Raw genomic sequence first — 16,664 nt, forward strand, 5'->3', positions numbered from 1 at the left:
CGCAGCTCAGGTGTTCTCGTTGTGGCGGTTGCTGTCGAAGCGGCGCTCCGCATCGAACAGATGCTGTATCAGCACATGCGAGGTCATGTTCACGCCGATGCCGCCAATCATGGCCGGCAGCAGGTACAGCGCCGTGGACAGCTCGGAGACGAAGAGGGTGTTGTCGGACAGCGAAGGCGTCGCCTTGGCCGCCGAGGCCAGGCTTTGCAGCAGGTAGACATCCACCCCCGCCATGGCCACCAGGGCCAGCCCGAACAGCAGCACCGTGGTGCGCGAGATGCTGCGCTTGGCCAGCAGGGCGGCGTAGATGGCGCAGGGAAGAACGACCGAGAAAACCACCAGGCTCCAGAATCTGGCTTCGGTGAAGACGGTGGTGCTGATGCGCAGGGCATTCATCGGTGCGGTCTTTCGGTGCGGTCCTTCGGTACCTGTGGGTTCCTGCGGTTCCCTGTCGGCCGCCCAATATGCCGCGCTTGCGTAAACGCCCGGTGAACCCGGCGCAAACCGGTGGTTGCACATGCAACCAGGCGCACCGGTCGCAGTCTTGTCCGCTTCGGCCCTGCCTGGCCCGATGCCGTCCCTCAGGGGGTCACGACTGCCGCACCAGATAGGCCGGCAGCTGCGCCTCGGGCAGCACGGACAGGACCTTGAGCTGCAGCTGGGCGCGCTTGCGTGCCTGGGCCAGGTAGTCCTGCAGCGCCTGCGCGGCCCGCTCGTACTCACCATCCCACAGGGCGTCGATGACCTGGCGGCAGTTCTCGAGCAGGGGTGGGTTGGGCGACTGCGGGAACATGCGGTCAAAGGTGCTGTGGATCAGCCACGGCATCTGGCACTGCTGCAGCATGCCCACCAGCTTGTGGTTGGGATGCCGTGCCAGCAAGGCGCCGTGCAGGTGCTGCTCCAGCCGCAAAAGCTCCTGCGCTTGCGGTGCGGCGGGGGCGTGCAGGCGGCGGCGCAGGTCTGCGAGCATGTCCCTGTCCAGGCGCGGGCCGCTTTCGCGCAGCGCCGCGGGCGCCAGCAGCGCCAGCAGCTCGAAGTCCTGGTTCACCGCGCGTGCCGTCAACGCCGCCACGCGCCAGGAGGCATAGGTGCTCTTGTCCACCAGTCCCCGGTCCACGAGCCGGCTCAGCACCTCGCGCAGGGCCACGCGGTTCACGTTGAAGTGCTCCATGGCCGCGCTTTCGTCGATCTGGAAGCGCCCGAAGATCATGGCGATGGAGATGGTCTGCTCCAGCTCGTCGTGGATGCGCTCGCTTTCCGAGGGGATGTGGATGGTGGCGTTGCCCTCCTCCAGGCCCAGGGCCCGCGCGTCCAGCGGCAGGCGCTGGGGCTGCACGGCCTGCCCGGGCCGGGCCACCAGGTAGCCGCGTCCGTCGAAGGTGCACAGCAGCCCTTCGGCATGCAGCAGCTCGAAGGCCTTGCGCACGGGTATGCGGCTGGTGCCGAAGACCTTGGCCACCGGCCCCTCCAGCAGCACCAGGCCGGGCTCGATCCGCTGCTCGACGATGGCCCCGCGCAGGCGCTGGCGTATCAGTTCATAGCGCAGCCGGCGTTCGCCGGGATCGCCGGATTCACCGGATTCGCCGGGGCCTGCTTCCTCGTCGCGGGCAAGCTGCGTGGGTGCTGGGGTGGCTCTTGTCATTCCTGCTTCATCTGCATGTACCTGTGCACCGGCCAACGCAAAGGGGGCCGGTATCCGGCAGGACTATAAGGGGCGGGCGCGGCGCAGCAGCGTGGCCCATTGGCGCACCAGGTAGTTGTGCTCGTCCATGACGGTGTTCCAGACGGCGATGTGGCCCAGGCGCTGCTCGTAGGAGCCGCCGTCGCGCACGCTGCCGCGCGGGATCAAGATCTGTCCGTAGGTGCCCCGCAGGTCCTCGGCGGCAGGCAGGCCGGCGTACCAGTAGTCCCATTCGCTGGCGCGCAGGTGCTCGCGGCTGCGCAGCGGGTTGGAGATGTAGTAGCCCTGCCGTGCCATCGCCGCACCGGGCCAGCCGGACTGCCACCAGTTCAGGTAGCGGTAGGCGGCATCCAGCGTGTCGCCCCTGGCCTGGCTGGAGATGCCCAGGCCGCCGTACCAGGCCCGGTAGCCTTCGCGCGGGCAGGCCAGCCGGTAGTCCAGCCCCGCCGAGCGGTAGTGGGCGATGGCCGGCGACCAGTGGCTTTGTATGGCGACGCCGGCATCGATCATCAGCCGCGCCGCATCGGCGTAGTTGCCCCAGAAGCCCCGGAACTGCTCCGATTCCTGCCGCTGCAGCAGCAGGGCCATCATCTGGTCGATCTCCTCCAGTCCCAGGTTGCTGATGTCGCCAAAACGCATGTCGCCGCCGGCCTGCAGGGCCAGGGCCGCATCCAGCGCGCCGATGGCCGCATCCGCCTGCAGGGCCGCACGGCCACGGCAGGCGGGAGACAGCAGCCACGACCAGCTCTCCTCGGTCTGCGCGAACAGCTCCGGCACGGCGGCGGGCAGGTAGACGAAGCTGTCGGCGTTGTGCGTCAGCGGCAGCATGCTGATGCGCGATGCGGGCGTTTCGCCCAGGGTGCCATCGGCCTGCACGTACAGGCGCATGGCCGGGTTGCAGCCCGCGCCCAGGGCCGCCTGCGGCGTGATGCGCCCGGTCTTGGGCAGGGCGTTGACCTCGTCCCAATGCGCCAGCCTGCCGATGTCTATGGGTTGCAGCGCCCCTGTCGGCCACAGGCAGTCCAGGCTGTGGAACCATTGGTCGTAGAGATCGAAGCTGTCCTGGCGCATGACGGCCTGGCGCTGCGCGTCGAAGCCGTCGAGCACCTCGAAGCGGATGCGCAGACCCAGGTCCTGCTCGGCGCGGCGGCGCATGGCCTCGGTCAGCGTCACCGAGGTGCCCAGTACCCGCAGTTCAGGCATGTTCTTGCGCATGGGGTGTTCCTTGTCAATGGAAGGCGGCCGGGCCGGGTGCGGCGCCGGGCTGCGCCCCATTGTCCTGCGCGAAGAAACGCTGGAACGACTGCCAGGAGTCGGCCACCTGCTGCCCGTTGAGCCCCGAGGCGATGAAGACCAGGCGCGAGCGGCCGTCGCCACCGGGCCATTCGGCCAGATGCTCGGGCGCATGCATCAGATGGCCCATGCCGTGCAGCACCGTCGGCTGCCCCTGCGGCCATCCTTCGGCGGCCACGGCCACGAGCCCCTTGAGCCGCAGCACCCGCTCGCCATGGCGGTGCAGCAGCCAGGTCAGCCACAGCGTCAGCGCACACCAGTCCACGGGGCCGTCGAGTTCCAGGCAGAAGGCCTGGATGCTGCCGTGCGGCTCCTGGCCCTTGCGGCTGCGAGGCGTGCCTGCAATGGCGCGTGCCAGCCAATTGCTCTCCTGCACGGGCTGCTCCTGCCAGGCCGGCAGCGCCTGGCGGCTGTTGCCGAGCACGGCCAGCGGATTGAGCCTGGCAAGCTGCGCGCGCAGCGCCTCGGCGTCCTGCGGCCGGGCCAGGTCGGTCTTGCTCAGGTACAGCCGGTCGGCGGCGGCGACCTGGGCCTGCCATTCAGGCCGCTGCGCATGCGTGGCCGCGTGCAGGGCATCGACCACGGTGGCGACATGGGCGGGCCTGAAGACCTGGCGCAATTGCGCATCCCCAATGAGGGTGGCGATCACCGGGCCGGGCGCGGCAAGGCCCGTGGTTTCGATCAGCACGCGCTGGAACGCAGGCAGCTCGCCGCGCTCGCGGCGCTGGTGCAGCCGCCACAGCGCCTCCTTGAGTTCGCCGCGGATGGCGCAGCAGATGCAGCCGTTGTCCAGCAGCACCGTGTCGGCGTCGATGCGGCCCACCAGCAGATGGTCCAGCCCCACGGCGCCGAATTCGTTGATCAGCACGGCGGTCTCGGCAGCGGGAGAGTCCTGCAGCCATTGCCTGAGCAGCGTGGTCTTGCCGCTGCCCAGAGAGCCCGTGAGCACACCCACGGGCAGGCGTGCATCGCCGGTCATGGCGCCTGCTCCGGTTGCGGCCAGGGCATGGCCAGCGGATCCAGCTCGCGGGCCAGCAGCCGCTCGGCCGCAGGCCACAACGCACCGAAGTCGGGCACCAGAACGCTGGCGCCCGTAGGCCCCTGCAGCAGGTAGGACTGGCCGTGGAAGTCGCTGAGCCGCAGCCGCCACAGCGCCAGCAGCCGGTTGGCGCGCGCAATCTGAATCAGCCGCTGGCGGCGCCCGGCCGATCCGGCCGGCGCCTGGCTCCAGTGGCCGGAGCCCTGCAGCAAACCGCACATTCCACACATGACAGAAAACCTTTCGGTTGCGAATGGAGCCGCCTGCGAAACTGGCGCAGCCAAAGAGCAGAGACACCGAGGAAGGGCCTATGCCGGCCGCGCCGCCCCGCACCGAGGGTGTCGCCGGCTGCCCGTACGCCCCCCTCCGAAGAGAGGGGGAAGGCGCGAAGCGACTCAGGGGGTGCTTCTTTTCACGGCATGACATCGCCGGAATTGGGCCCCAGCGTCTGCCCCACATACAGATTGCCGCCGGGGTCGGAGGCCAGCAGCACGGCCGTGGGAGCCACCTCGTCGGCGCGGCCGAAGCGGCCCAGCGGCAGGCTGGCCTCCTTGGCGCGTTTCCAGTCCGCGCTGATGCCGTCGACCAGCGGCGTGGCGATGGGGCCGGGGGCAATGGCATTGACCAGGACATTGTCGGGTGCCACTTCCAGTGCCAGCGACTTGGTGAAGCCGATCACGCCGGCCTTGGCCGCCGCATAGTGGCTCAGCTCCACGCCGCCCTTGATGCCCAGCTGCGAGGCGATGCTGATGATGCGTCCCCAGCGCTGGGCCTGCATGTGCGGCACTGCGCGCCGCGCGCACAGGAAGACGCTGCGCAGGTCCACGCGCAGCATCTCGTCCCACATCGCGGTGGACATGTCGGCACAGCGCGACTGGGTGAGCATGCCGGCGTTGTTGACCAGGATGTCGATGCCGCCGAAGGCCTGCACGCAGCGGTCGATGATGCGGTGGGCCGTGGACTCGTCGCCCACGTCGCCGATGACGGTCTCGGCCTGCGTGCCCAGCGCGCGGCAGCGCCGGGCCACGTCCTCGGCCCGCGCGGCATCGATGTCGGCCAGCAGCAGCCGCGCGCCGGCCTGCGCATAGGCCAGGGCAATGGCCTCGCCGATGCCGCTGCCGGCGCCTGTCACGACGGCGCGGCGGCCGTCCAGTGGCTTGGATGTGCTCATGTCGGATGTCCTCAACTGGGCCAGCGCACCGTCAGGCCGCCGTCGGCAATGATGGATTGGCCGGTGATGTAGGAGGCCTCGTCGCTGGTCAGGAAACGGATCAGGGCGGCGATTTCGCGGGCCTGCCCCACGCGTCCCAGCGGGATGCCCCTGGCCGCCTGCGCCAGGCCCGCCGGGCCCAGCGAGTTGACCGGGTCCAGCGACTGCGGCGTCTCGATCAGGCCCGGAATCACGGCGTTGCAGCGTATGCCGCGCGGTGCCAGCTCCATGGCCACGGCGCGGCACAGCCCGGGCACGCCTGCCTTGGCGGCCGCATAGTGGGCATGCTGCTCCCAGCCGTAGACGCCGCCTGCAATGGAGGAGACGGCCACCATGGCCCCGCCTGCAGCCATGTGGCGCGCACTGGCCCGGAAGGTGCGCATGACGCCGCCCAGGTCGATGTTGATGACCTCCTGCCACTGCGCATCGCTCATCTCGGCCAGGGCCGCCTGGCGCAGCAAACCTGCATTGGCGACGGCGAAGTCCAGCCGGCCGAAGCGGTCCACGGCGACGCGGGCCAGGTGCTCGACCTGCTCGGCATCGCCCACATCGACCGCCTCCATCACGCACCGCCCGCCCGCGCGCTCGACAAGGTCCCGGGTCTGGCCGGGATCGTGCGGGTCCTGCGGGTAGTAGCTGCCGGCCACGGCAACGCCGGCCTGCGCGTAGGCCACGGCCAGCGCCTGGCCGATGCCGCTGGCAGCGCCGGTGATGAGGGCGACCTTGTTCCTGTCGATCTGCGGGTGCATGGCGGCCTCACTTCACGGTCTGGGGATCGACATGGGGCGCCAGGAACATCAGCAGGCCCGAGGCCGCGCAGGGAATGGCTCCCCAGTACAGCGCCGCCTGTGCCCAGTCCGCCCCCTGCGACAGCGTCCAGGTCACGCCGAAGCCTGCCGCGATGGCGCCCACCTGGCCCATGGCGTTGACGAAGGAGCTGGCCGTGGCACGGATGTGGCTGGGAAAGCTCTCGCCGATCAGGAACAGGGCGGCTGCATAGGGGCCGATCAGGAAGAACAGCCCCAGCGAGTACAGCGGCACGATGCGCCAGAAGTCGCCCGAAGGCGCGTTCAGCATGAGTGCGAAGGCCAGGCCACCCAGCATCCAGCCTATGGCCACGGCGTTGCGCCGGCCTATGCGGTCACCGAGCCAGCCATGGAAGACATAGCCCAGGAAGCCCGCGAGATTGGAGATGATGAGCACCTGCAGCGCGCTGGAGAAATCCACGCCCTTGCCCGGCGTGCCACCGGCGCCGCCCAGCACCGAGGTGCCCAGCACCGCGAAGATCACGATGGCGAACCAGTTCAGGAAAAAGCCCAGGGCCAGCGACAGCGTGGGCCGCAGCGAGGCGCCCCGGAACATGGCCGACAGGCCGGTGTGCTGCGCTTGCTGCGGGTGGGCGCCATGGGCCTGGGCCAGGCGTGCGGCCTCTGCCTCGCGTCCGGCACGGCGCAGATCGGCAACGCGCCGCGCGGTCAGGAACTGGGGCGTTTCCACCAGCCGGCGGCCCAGCACGGCAATCACCAGGGCGGGGAACATGGCGAACACGAAGGACAGCACCCAGCCGCCGCCCTGGCCGAACCAGCGCTCGCCCAGCGGATACAGCAGGGCCACCAGCACGGCCGTGAGCACCGCGCCCACGGGCCAGCCACCTTGCACCAGCGAGTAGATGAAGCCGCGCCGGCGCAGGGAGGCCGGGTCCGTGTAGACCAGGGAGAACAGCTCGCTCAGGTAGGTGGCGTTGATGCTTTGCTCTGCATAGCCCAGGCCCGCCAGCGAGCGCACCACGATCAGCAGCACGAAGCCCAGCCCCGCCGACAGCCCGATCACCCAGCCGGCCAGCGCCGTCAGGCCCGAGCACAGCGCGGCGCCCGCCACGGCGATGATGATGCCCTTGCGCCGGCCCAGCCGGTCGGCGATGGGGCCGATGCCGAAGGCCACGATCACCGTGCCCAGCGTCACCCAGGTGTTCAGCCGCGCCTGCTGCTCGGCGCTCCACTGGAAGTGCTCGCCCAGTTGCGGCAGCAGGGTGCCGAAGAGGATGAAGTCGTAGACGGCAAAGACCCAGGCGAAAAAGCAGACCCAGGTGGCGTAGCTGACCTGCCTGCGCGTCACGGTGGGCGCGGTCCAGGGGGCATCGATCCCGGCCGGGGCCGGATGGCCGGCGCCTGGGGCGTCGGAGGCAATGGCGGAGGTATTCATGGTGTCCTCGCTGAGGTGGGATGCGGCATCAACGCGGCTGGCGGCGCAGGAAGTCGTCGGCGATCTGGTCGCACGTCATGAAGCGCACGCCGTCGTGCGACTGGAAATGCTCGATCAGGCGCTCCAGCATCAGCAGCACCTGGGGCCGGCCGGAGACATCGGGGTGGATGGTGATGGGGAAGACCGCGTAGTCGTGCTCGCGGTAGACCCAGTCGAACTGGTCGCGCCACATCTGCTCTATGTCGCGCGGGTTGACGAAGCCGTGGCTGTTGGGCGACTTCTTGATGAACATCATGGGCGGCAGGTCGTCCAGGTACCAGTTGGCGGGGATCTCGACCAGCCGTGTCTCCTTGCCGCGCACCAGGGGCTTCATCCAGGTGTCGGGATGCTTGCTGTAGTCGATGCGGGTCCACTGGTCGCCCACGCGCACGTAGTACGGGTGGAAGTCGTTGTGCATCAGGCTGTGGTCGTACTTGATGCCTTTCTTGAGCAGCAGCTCGTTGGTGACGGGGCTGAATTCCCACCACGGAGCGACGTAGCCCGTGGGCGCGCGGCCGGCCAGCCGCGTGATGACCTCGATGCTGCGGTCGAGCACCGCTTCCTCCTGCTCGGGCGTCATGGCAATCGGGTTCTCATGGCTGTAGCCGTGGATGCCGATCTCATGGCCCGCGTCCACCACGGCCTTCATCTGCTCGGGAAAGGTCTCGGCGGAGTGGCCCGGGATGAACCAGGTGGTCTTGAGGCCGTATTTGTCGAACAGCCTGAGCAGCCGCAGCGAGCCGACCTCGCCCGCGAACATGCCGCGCGAGATGTCGTCGGGCGAGTCTTCCCCGCCATACGAACCGAGCCAGCCGCCGACGGCATCGACGTCCACGCCAAACGTGATCTGTATGTCCTTGCTCATTGCATGCACTCCTTTTTCACTGGGAACGGTTGAGGGAAGAAAGCGCCTGTTCGACGGCCAGGGCAATGCGCAGCAGCCGGTCGTCATCGCCCTGCGAGCGCATCAGCTGCAGGCCGATGGGAAGCCGTTCGGTGCTCGCGCCAGGGCCTTGCAGGCACAGGGCGCCGCAGGGCAGGGCCACGGCCGGCGCATCCAGGAAGCTGCCGGGCATGGTCAGGCGCAGCGTGGCGAGATTGGTCTGGGCAAACAGCGCGTCGTCTTCCAGCAGGGGCTGCAGCAGCGGCGCCGGATGGCCCACCGTGGGCAGCACCAGGGTGGCGCCGCCCAGCTCCTGCGCAAACAGCGCCATCAATGGCTGGCGCCGTGCCAGCAGTTGCAGGTAGCCGCCATGGTCCAGATGCCTTGCGGCCGCCAGCCGGCTGCGCACGCGCGGGTCCATGCGCGCGGCCTGCTCCGGGGCATCCAGGCGCTCGCGGTGCGTGGCCAATGCCTCATGCGCGCCCAGCCAGCCATGGCGCTGCGTCAGCGTCTGCACCGTGTCCAGGCTTTGCAGCCGGCGCCGCTGCACGCGGGCGCCCTGCCGCTGCAGCAGGGCCAGGCCGGCTGCAATCGCGTCGCGCACCTGCACCTGCACGCGGTCGTCGTCCAGCAGGCCGGGGTCGATGACGAACACCTGTCCCTGCAGGCCTATGACAGGGCCTGGGACGGCAGGGCCTGCAGCGGCATCGCCGGCAGGCACGGTGCTGCGCAGCACCTGGTCCAGGGCCATGCAGTCGGCCACGCCCAGGGCCAGCGGCCCCAGCGTGTCCAGGGAAGGTGACAGCGCAAAGACCCCTTGCATGGGATAGCGCCCCCGGCTGGCACGAAAGCCCACCAGCCCGTTGAAGGCTGCGGGAATGCGCACCGATCCTGCCGTGTCCGTTCCCATGGCCAGCGGCCCGCAGCCCTGCACCACGGCCAGGGCCGCGCCGCTGGAGGAGCCGCCAGGCGCCCGTGCGCGCCCACCCAGGCGGGGATTGGCGGGGGTGCCGAAGCCGGGGTTCAGGCCCAGTCCCGAATAGGCGAACTCGCTGAGGTTGGTCTTGCCCAGGCAGACCATGCCGGCCGCCGCGGCCCGCGCCACCACGGGGGCATCGGCAGGGGCTGGCGGGGCAGAGCGAAGCAGGGCCGATGCCGCCGTGGTGGGCGTGCCACGCACATCGAACAGGTCCTTCCAGCTGATGGGCACGCCGTCCAGCGGCCCGAGCGGGCGGCCCGTACGCCAGCGCTGCGTGGATTGCCTGGCCTCTTCCAGCGCGCGCTCCGCAGTGATGCGCGTGAACACGGACGGGCTTTCACAGGCCGTTTGCAGGCAATGCTCGGTGGCTTGCGTGGGCGTCAGCGTGCCGGCCGCATAGGCTGCATGCAGTTCGCAAGCCGAGGCAGTCGCTGTCCGGAGGCCGCTGTTTTTCATTAAATTTGAATGTTGTTGTCAAAGTTCATTTTTGAATTCTAGTGAGCGCCTCCATCCCGTGTCCGGGTGATTACCCGGGGGATGAGGCGCTCTGTGTTGATCTGTGAAGGAGGCCGTTTTGTGCCGCTTGCGCCGCTCTAGCGGTCCTTGTGGTCCGCCTCGCCGCACTTCCAGTAGCCCTTGGCGCTCAGCTGGCCGGGTGCGATGCCACGGTCCAGGAAATGCCGCTTCAGCGCACGCATGGCGCCGGACTCGCCCGCCATCCACAGATAGCCGTTGCCCGGCGGCAGCGGCCGGTACATCAGCCGCTGGCACAGCCTCTGCCCAGGCTGGCCCGGCGCGGCGGTGATCCACTCGGTGCGCCAGCGGGCAGCGCTGTCCATGGGCTGGCATTCGCCGTCATCGGTGATTTCCACGTAGGCCTTCACCCGCGCGGAGGCTGGCAGGCGCGCCGCGATCGATTGCATGGCCGGCAGTGCCGAGCCATCGCCCGCCAGCATGAGCCAATCGGTGCCGGCCGGCGGAGCGAAGCCGCCGCTGCGCGGGCCGGCAATGGCCACCTGCTCGCCCACGCGGGCCTGGGCGGCCCAGCGGGAGGCGGGGCCGTCGCCGCCAGCTGAGGTGTTGTTCTCATGCTTGGCATTGAACGCATCGCCATGCAGTACCAGGTCAATGTCCAGCGTGCCGGCCTGGCAGTCCACGCTGCGCAGTGTGTACGCCCGGCCCTCGCCCGTGGGCAGGAACAGCTTGACCCAGGCGGCGGGCGTATCCACGGCAGGCGCCCGTGAGAAGGCGGCGATCTGCTCGCCACCCAGCGTGATGCGGCGCATGCGCGGCGTGACGGATTGCACCTTCAACACGGTGCCCAGCGCGCGCTGCGTGCCGGCAGGCATGTGAATCGGCTCAGCCATGGGTGGCTCCCCGGGCTGCGTTCAAGCGCAGCAGCAAGGCCACGGCGATGGACAGCGCCACGCTCACGGCGGCGGCGAAATACACGTCTCCGACGCCCGTGACACTGGCCAGCAGCCCGGCGGCAGGGGCCGTCAGCCCCATCGACAGGTCGAAGAAGGCCACATAGGCGCCCATGGCCGCGCCGCGTGCCTGGGCAGGCGCCCGGCGGACAGCTTCCACGCCGAAGGCCGGGAAGGCCAGCGAGTAGCCGAAGCCGGTGAGCGCGGCGCCGGCATAGGCCCATGGCGCATCGCCCCCGCCCCAGATCAGCAGCAGGCCGGCGGCTTCCAGCGGAATGCTGGCCAGTGCCACCCGCACGCCGCCCAGCTTGTCCGGCAGATGGCCGAAGAGCAGGCGCGCGCCGATGAAGGCCAGGCCGAAGGCCGTGAAGGCCAGCGAGGCCGCTCCCCAGCCCCGCGATGCGAAAAGCAGCGCTGCAAAGGTCGTGATCACGCCAAAGCCCACGCTGGACAGGGCCAGCCCCAGGCCGGGAAGCCATACCGTGCCCAGCACCTTGTAGAACGGCGTGCGGCGCTGGGCCGCAGCCGGTGTGGCGCGCAGGCCCCAGACCATGGCCAGGGCGGCCAGCGGCAGCACGATGGTGGCCACGGCAATGCCGGAGAAGCCCCAGGCCGCCTGCACCGCCACGCCGGCCGGCGCGCCCGCCGCATAGGCGCCGTACATGGCAATGCCCACCCAGGCCATGACCTTGCCGGCGTTTTGCGGACCGATCATGCCCACGCCCCAGCTCAAGGCCCCGGTGATGATCAGGCTCTCGGCGCAGCCCAGCAGCACGCGGCCGGCGGCCAGCACCCAGACTGCGGCCGGCCCTCCCTCGAAGGCGCGTGACATCAGGTAGGCCAGGCCCGAAACGGCCGCCAGCGCCATGCCCAGCACCACGGCCTGCCTGGCGCCGCGCGTGTCGGCCAGCGACCCGGCCCAGGCCCGCGACAGCAGGGCGGCCGCGAACTGGCAGCCCATCACCGTGCCCACCCCCAGCGTGCCCAGTCCCAGGGTCTGGCTCAGGTGCAGGGGCAGCACGGGCATGGGCATGCCCAGGCAGAGAAAGCTGACGAAGACCGCCAGCGTCAGCGGCAGCAGCCGCGCGAATGCATTCACCGGCGGCGACGCGGCCGCAGATGGCGAAATTCCGGAAGACATGTGCATTCCCTTTCAAATACGAGTAAAAACTCAGATCACATGTCCAGGAGAATATGAGCCATGGCTCGCATTGAAAACTCGCATTCGCAGGCGGCGCAGCGCCAGCCGCCCCAGCCCCGCAAGCAGCCACGGCAGGCGCGTTCCCTTGCCACGGTCGAGGCCATTCTGGAAGCTGCGGCTCGCGTTCTGGCCGAGCGCGGCTATGCCGCCACCAACACCAATCTGGTGGCCGAGCGCGCAGGCGTGAGCGTGGGTTCGCTCTACCAGTACTTTCCCAACAAGGACTCGCTGATCACGGCCTTGCACGAGCGCCACGCCGCGCAGATGTACGCGGCCATTGCCGCCGTGCTTGCGGCAGAGCGGCCGCAGGGCCTGCAAGGCCATGTGCAGGCCATGGTCCGCGCGCTGCTGGCGGCGCACCGGGTCGAGCCCGATCTGCACCGGGTGCTGGAAAAGGAGTTCCCCTTCTTCGACGCGCCGCGCGAGCAAAGCGCGGCCGACGGCGGCATCTTCCGCCAGGTGCGCCAGCTCCTGGAGCTGCACCGCAGTCAGCTCGCCCACCGCGATCTGGACCTGGCCACCTGGATGCTGCTGCAGACCATGGAGTCCCTGGTGCATGCCGCCGTCATCGAACCGCCTGCCATGTTCACCCCCCAGGCCCTGGAGGATGGCATCGTGCAGGTGCTGATGGGGTATCTGCGAGCGCCTGCCCTGGGTTGAGGATGCAAGGAGCGATTTGGCCGCCAGGTCCTCAGGGCGCGAAGACCTCCGGATCGAATGGGCCAAGCAGTCGGGCCACTTCGCCGGCGTCATAGGGCTGGCCCAGCATGTCCATGAGTTCTTCGCAAGGGGATTTCATGGGCACGGTGGCGATTCTCAGCACTGGAATCGTGCAATGCCGACAGGCGCGGCCGGCAAGCAGCGTATTCGTTCAGCTTTCGACGCAGTTGCCCGCATCCTCCTGCGGCGGGGTGACACGCCAGAAGAGGGAGGGAAAGCCTTCGCCCACCGGCTGGTGGCCGGGCGGCTGCGATGCCGCCAGCTGCAGATGCAGCACGCCGCAGGCATCCACCATGTGCTGGGAAATCCAGGGGCTGATGTCCATGCGGCCATCGATCAGCACCAGCGGCTTTTCGCGCAGCTTCAGGGCCAGGGCCTTGGCCTCGGCCGTGGGGCCTGAGATCACGCGGATGTCGCCTCCCAGTGCCTCGCGCGCGGGTTCGGCAAGCGCCTGGCTCAAGGCCTTTGAATCGAAGTTTCTCCAGTGCCGGCTGTTAAGCCGCAGTTCACTGCGCGCCGAGGTCATCTGGGCCACGAGCAGCAAGGCCAGTTGAAGCGCCACGAAGCACTTGATGGCGGTGGTGATCGATATGCGCGACGGCTGCAGCCTGGCACCGGCCAGCTCCATGGCGACGGGAACGGCCAGCAGCAGAAAGGGCGTGCCCCAGTGCAGCTGCAGCGACGAGCCCGCAAAGATGCCGATGGCGCAGGTCAGCACGATGGGCGTGAGGCCAAAGCACAGGATCAGCGCGCGCGATGCATCGGCTGTCCCGGGACGCTGCGGTGTGTCCTGCGGCGCAAGGCGGCTGCGGCGGTGCAATGCCATTACCAGTCCCAGCAGCACCCAGGCCAGCAATGCGCGGTTGAACAGCTGGTCGGCCAGCCAGTGCAAGGTATTGAGCAGTCTTGCGCCGCCGCCCAGGCTGGCGCCCAGCGAGGATTCGGTGGCATAGCGGATGGGGCCGAAGTCGTTCAGGAACAGCCAGTACAGGTGCGGCGAGATGATGGCCAGCGAAATGGCAGCGGCCAGGGCCAGGCCGATGACATGGACCCGCTCGCGCCAGGCGCCTGACGCCAGCCAGAACAGGAATACCGCCACGGCGGCCAGGATCATCTGGTACTTGGCCAGTGCGCCCAGGCCCAGGCAGCAGCCCAGGGCCGCCCACCAGTGCAGTTGCCTGCTGCCCACCGCACGCCACACCAGCAGGGCACTGGCCACGAAGAAGGGCATCAGCACCACTTCATGGTTGAAGAAGTGCAGCCGCTCGTTGTAGTAGGTGATGCACAGGGCCGCCAGCAGGGCCAGCGTGGCATGGCGGCTGCCGCGCAAGGTCTGCATCAGCTTCCAGAAGACAAACAGGCCGGCCAGCGTGAAAAGCGCGCCCGTCACATAGCTGGTGCGGGCAGACAGTCCGAACACATTGACCGGCACCGAGAACATCCAGGTCGGCAGCGGTGGATGCTTGTAGTAGCCCCACTCCAGGCTGTGCACCCAGGTCAGCTGCTCGAGGTTGTCCTTGGGTGCCGTGAGGCTGGAGCTGTCGATCTGCAGCAGCCAGACCACCGTAAAGAGAAGGAGGCCAATGAGGACCTTGATGTCCAGGGAAAGCGACGGTGCGGGCATGGCCAGCGGAGCGCTTCGCGTGATCGTGCTCGCTGCTTGTGAGGGGACGGGATGGGTCATAGGAAATGCCAGCGGCGATGACAAGTGCGCTGGCACAGGGGAAATTCCCAGGAAGGCGGTCGAACGGGAGCTTCAGCGTTGGCTACGGACTCTTGGCTTACGCGAGGCGCTATGAGTCCGGCAGAATATGTCTGCCTGGTCAATGCAATGTAAAGATTGTATGAAGATATTGTGGAGACGCCGGCCGCGGCTCAGGCGCCGGCCGGCTCGCCGAAGTCGTGGACTGCCGCGCGCAGCAGCAGCATCGACAGGCGTTCCGCGGCGGGCGTCAGAGGCAGCGCAGCACGCGTGACCTGCACGATGTCGGGTGCCATCAGGCTCTCGCGCACAGCAATGGGCTCCAGCACACCGTTGAAGAGGGGCGTATCGGCCCACTGGCGCGGCAAGAAGGCGAGGGCGTCGCTGCTGGCCAGCAGCGCCAGCAGGGCCATCAACGATTCGGCGACCGTCACCACGCGCGGGCTGCGCAGGCCGAGCGCGGAGAACTGCTCCTCGAACTCTTCCTCGCGGCGCTCGCGCAGGCCGGTGACGATCCAGTCCGCCTCCAGCAACGCCTGCAGGCTGCCGGCGGTGCGCAGCGGATGGCCGCGGCGGGCCAGCACGACACGCTCGTTGCGGTGAACTAGGGCCACCTGGTAGCTGGCGCTCAATTGCCTCTCGGGCCGGGGGCCCAGATAGAAGTCCAGCCGACCGTCGCGCAGCGCCGGCTCGACGGCCGGGAACAGGCCTTCGACGAAACGCAGGTGCACATCCGGCCAGTCGCGCCGGAACTGGGCATAGGCGCGGGCCAACAGCGACAGCACGGGGGCGCTGGACAGAGCGACGGCGACATGGCCCTGCATTTCGCCGCGCGCCTGGGCGGCCTCCTCGCTGCCGCGACGCAGTTCCTCGAGCGCGGCCTGCGCGCGCAGCAGGAATCGCTCGCCCGCCACGGTCAGCGATACCCCGCGCGCATGGCGCTGGAACAGCGCCACGCCGAGCTCGGCTTCCAGCTCGCGCACGCTGCGCGTCAGTGCCGGCTGGGTCAGGCCCAGGCTGCGGGCGGCGCTGCGCAGGCTGCGTGCCCGGGCAATGGCGACGAAATTGCGAAGGTGATGAAGTTTGGGCATCGGTCGGAGCGTGTTTATGCCCGTTTCCGAGCGCGCCAAGGCCAGGGGATTTCCCGCAGGGGCCGTGCACGCGGGCTCCGCCGCGCCTGAGCCGTCGCAAAACGCTCCAGTGATAACGACCATGCATCGCTGAGGCGTTTCTGCCCTCTGCCGCAGCCGGCCTGCCAGACCTAGCATGCCCTCCATAACGTCGGCACAGCCCGGCGACCCCATAGGAGACAAGCAGCATGAGCATGAGGAAATGGGCCGGCGCCTGTGCGCTGGCAACCCTGGCGGCGGGCTCCGTCGCCGCGCAGACGGCCGCCGGCGGAACGGTGCGCATCACCAGCGCCTTTCCCGCGGGCAGCGGCCCCGACGTGGTGGCCCGGCTGGTCGCCGACAAGCTCTCGGCGCAATGGAGGCAGCCGGTCGTCGTCGACCCCAGGCCGGGTGGGGCCGGCGTGGTGGCCATCAATGCGATGAAGAACGCGCCGCCCACGGGCAACGACCTGGTGGTGGTGGACGTAGGCCACTTGTCCATCAATCCGCTGGTCTTGCGCAAGCTGGCCTATGACCCGCAAAGCGAGCTGACGCCGGTGGCGCTGCTCTACAAGACCGCCTTCTTCGTCGTGGTCGGCGCGCAAAGCCCGTTCCACAGCCTGGCCGAACTGATGGCGGCGGCGCGGCGCAGGCCCGGCATGACCTACGGCTCCAATGCGGTGGGCGGGCCGCTGCATCTGGGCGCGGCCCGGGCCGCGACCGCCATGGGTGCCGAAATGATGCATGTCCCCTACAAGGAGACTTCGCAGCTGTACGCCTCCGTGTCGACGGGCGAGGTGGACTGGGCTTACGGCAGCATTGCGACGTCCGGCCCCCTGCAGCAGGCTGGCAAGCTGCGCTTTCTTGCCGTGGCGGACAGCCAGCGTTCCCCGGCGCTGCCCGATGTGCCGACCGTGCAGGAGGCCGGTGGCCCGGCCGGCATCGATGCGCTGACCTGGGTTGCGCTCATGGCGCCCAAGGGCACGGCGCCGGCCGTCGCCGAGCGCGTCAACGAGGCGGTGAACCGGGCCCTGTCCGCGCCTGACGTCAGGGATCGCCTGGCCGGTTTCGGCTTCTTCACCAGCATCGGCCCCGCAAGGCAGGTTGCCGACCTCATGCAGGCCGACCGCGAGCGCTATGCCCAAGTGCTGCGCCGCGTCAAGGTGACCGTCGATTGAG

The 16,664-nt window shown here is 69.1% G+C and carries 16 protein-coding genes; 2 read left to right on the forward strand and 14 right to left on the reverse strand.

Going from position 1 to position 16,664, the window contains the following annotated elements; genetic code table 11:
- Positions 1-6 precede the first annotated feature (6 nt).
- From PO605_RS00750 to PO605_RS00805, 12 genes are all read right to left on the reverse strand, one after another.
- A complete protein-coding gene (locus tag PO605_RS00750) occupies positions 7-396 on the reverse strand; it encodes a hypothetical protein (protein WP_016449810.1) in 390 nt (129 codons plus the stop codon).
- Between the two features lie 193 nt (positions 397-589).
- Positions 590-1,642 carry a GntR family transcriptional regulator gene (locus PO605_RS00755; RefSeq protein WP_016449809.1) on the reverse strand — a complete coding sequence of 351 codons (1,053 nt, stop codon included), beginning with the start codon at positions 1,640-1,642 and terminating at the stop codon, positions 590-592.
- Positions 1,643-1,705: 63 nt separating this feature from the next.
- Positions 1,706-2,896: an ABC transporter substrate-binding protein gene (locus tag PO605_RS00760; RefSeq protein ID WP_047472897.1), complete on the reverse strand. Its 1,191-nt coding sequence runs from the start codon at positions 2,894-2,896 to the stop codon at positions 1,706-1,708.
- 13 nt (positions 2,897-2,909) lie between these two features.
- On the reverse strand, positions 2,910-3,953 hold the full coding sequence (locus tag PO605_RS00765; protein WP_047472895.1) for a CobW family GTP-binding protein: 1,044 nt from the start codon (positions 3,951-3,953) through the stop codon (positions 2,910-2,912).
- Complete coding sequence (locus tag PO605_RS00770) at positions 3,950-4,243, reverse strand: hypothetical protein (RefSeq protein ID WP_016449806.1); 294 nt, start codon at positions 4,241-4,243, stop codon at positions 3,950-3,952. The genes PO605_RS00765 and PO605_RS00770 overlap by 4 nt, the downstream gene beginning before the upstream one ends.
- Positions 4,244-4,425: 182 nt before the next feature.
- Positions 4,426-5,184 carry an SDR family NAD(P)-dependent oxidoreductase gene (locus PO605_RS00775; RefSeq protein WP_017405599.1) on the reverse strand — a complete coding sequence of 253 codons (759 nt, stop codon included), beginning with the start codon at positions 5,182-5,184 and terminating at the stop codon, positions 4,426-4,428.
- Positions 5,185-5,195: 11 nt separating this feature from the next.
- Positions 5,196-5,972, reverse strand: a complete 777-nt coding sequence (locus tag PO605_RS00780; RefSeq protein WP_016452646.1) for an SDR family NAD(P)-dependent oxidoreductase — start codon at positions 5,970-5,972, stop codon at positions 5,196-5,198.
- Between the two features lie 7 nt (positions 5,973-5,979).
- Positions 5,980-7,425 carry an MFS transporter gene (locus PO605_RS00785; RefSeq protein ID WP_047474049.1) on the reverse strand — a complete coding sequence of 482 codons (1,446 nt, stop codon included), beginning with the start codon at positions 7,423-7,425 and terminating at the stop codon, positions 5,980-5,982.
- Positions 7,426-7,453: 28 nt separating this feature from the next.
- Complete coding sequence (locus tag PO605_RS00790) at positions 7,454-8,329, reverse strand: polysaccharide deacetylase family protein (protein ID WP_016449802.1); 876 nt, start codon at positions 8,327-8,329, stop codon at positions 7,454-7,456.
- Positions 8,330-8,345: 16 nt separating this feature from the next.
- A complete protein-coding gene (locus PO605_RS00795; protein WP_047474050.1) occupies positions 8,346-9,782 on the reverse strand; it encodes an amidase in 1,437 nt (478 codons plus the stop codon).
- A gap of 137 nt (positions 9,783-9,919) precedes the next feature.
- Positions 9,920-10,693 carry a siderophore-interacting protein gene (locus tag PO605_RS00800; RefSeq protein ID WP_272205778.1) on the reverse strand — a complete coding sequence of 258 codons (774 nt, stop codon included), beginning with the start codon at positions 10,691-10,693 and terminating at the stop codon, positions 9,920-9,922.
- Positions 10,686-11,894, reverse strand: coding sequence for an arabinose transporter (locus PO605_RS00805; protein ID WP_026062431.1), 1,209 nt, complete (start codon positions 11,892-11,894; stop codon positions 10,686-10,688). The genes PO605_RS00800 and PO605_RS00805 overlap by 8 nt, the downstream gene beginning before the upstream one ends.
- A 60-nt stretch (positions 11,895-11,954) precedes the next feature.
- Between PO605_RS00805 and PO605_RS00810 the strand changes: the two genes are divergently transcribed.
- Positions 11,955-12,614: a TetR/AcrR family transcriptional regulator gene (locus tag PO605_RS00810; protein WP_047473748.1), complete on the forward strand. Its 660-nt coding sequence runs from the start codon at positions 11,955-11,957 to the stop codon at positions 12,612-12,614.
- A 211-nt stretch (positions 12,615-12,825) separates the two neighbouring features.
- Here PO605_RS00810 and PO605_RS00815 read toward each other — a convergent pair whose 3' ends face one another.
- Together PO605_RS00815 and PO605_RS00820 are read right to left on the reverse strand one after the other, a co-directional pair.
- A complete protein-coding gene (locus PO605_RS00815; protein WP_272205780.1) occupies positions 12,826-14,358 on the reverse strand; it encodes an ArnT family glycosyltransferase in 1,533 nt (510 codons plus the stop codon).
- A gap of 191 nt (positions 14,359-14,549) precedes the next feature.
- On the reverse strand, positions 14,550-15,467 hold the full coding sequence (locus tag PO605_RS00820; RefSeq protein WP_046238921.1) for a LysR substrate-binding domain-containing protein: 918 nt from the start codon (positions 15,465-15,467) through the stop codon (positions 14,550-14,552).
- Between the two features lie 227 nt (positions 15,468-15,694).
- Between PO605_RS00820 and PO605_RS00825 the strand changes: the two genes are divergently transcribed.
- Entirely contained in the window at positions 15,695-16,663 is a 969-nt protein-coding gene (locus PO605_RS00825) for a Bug family tripartite tricarboxylate transporter substrate binding protein (protein ID WP_047473746.1), read from the forward strand.
- The last annotated feature ends 1 nt before the right edge of the window (position 16,664 follow it).

This window comes from Delftia sp. DT-2 (assembly GCF_028401915.1).
In the GTDB taxonomy this organism is placed as follows: domain Bacteria; phylum Pseudomonadota; class Gammaproteobacteria; order Burkholderiales; family Burkholderiaceae_C; genus Comamonas; species Comamonas tsuruhatensis.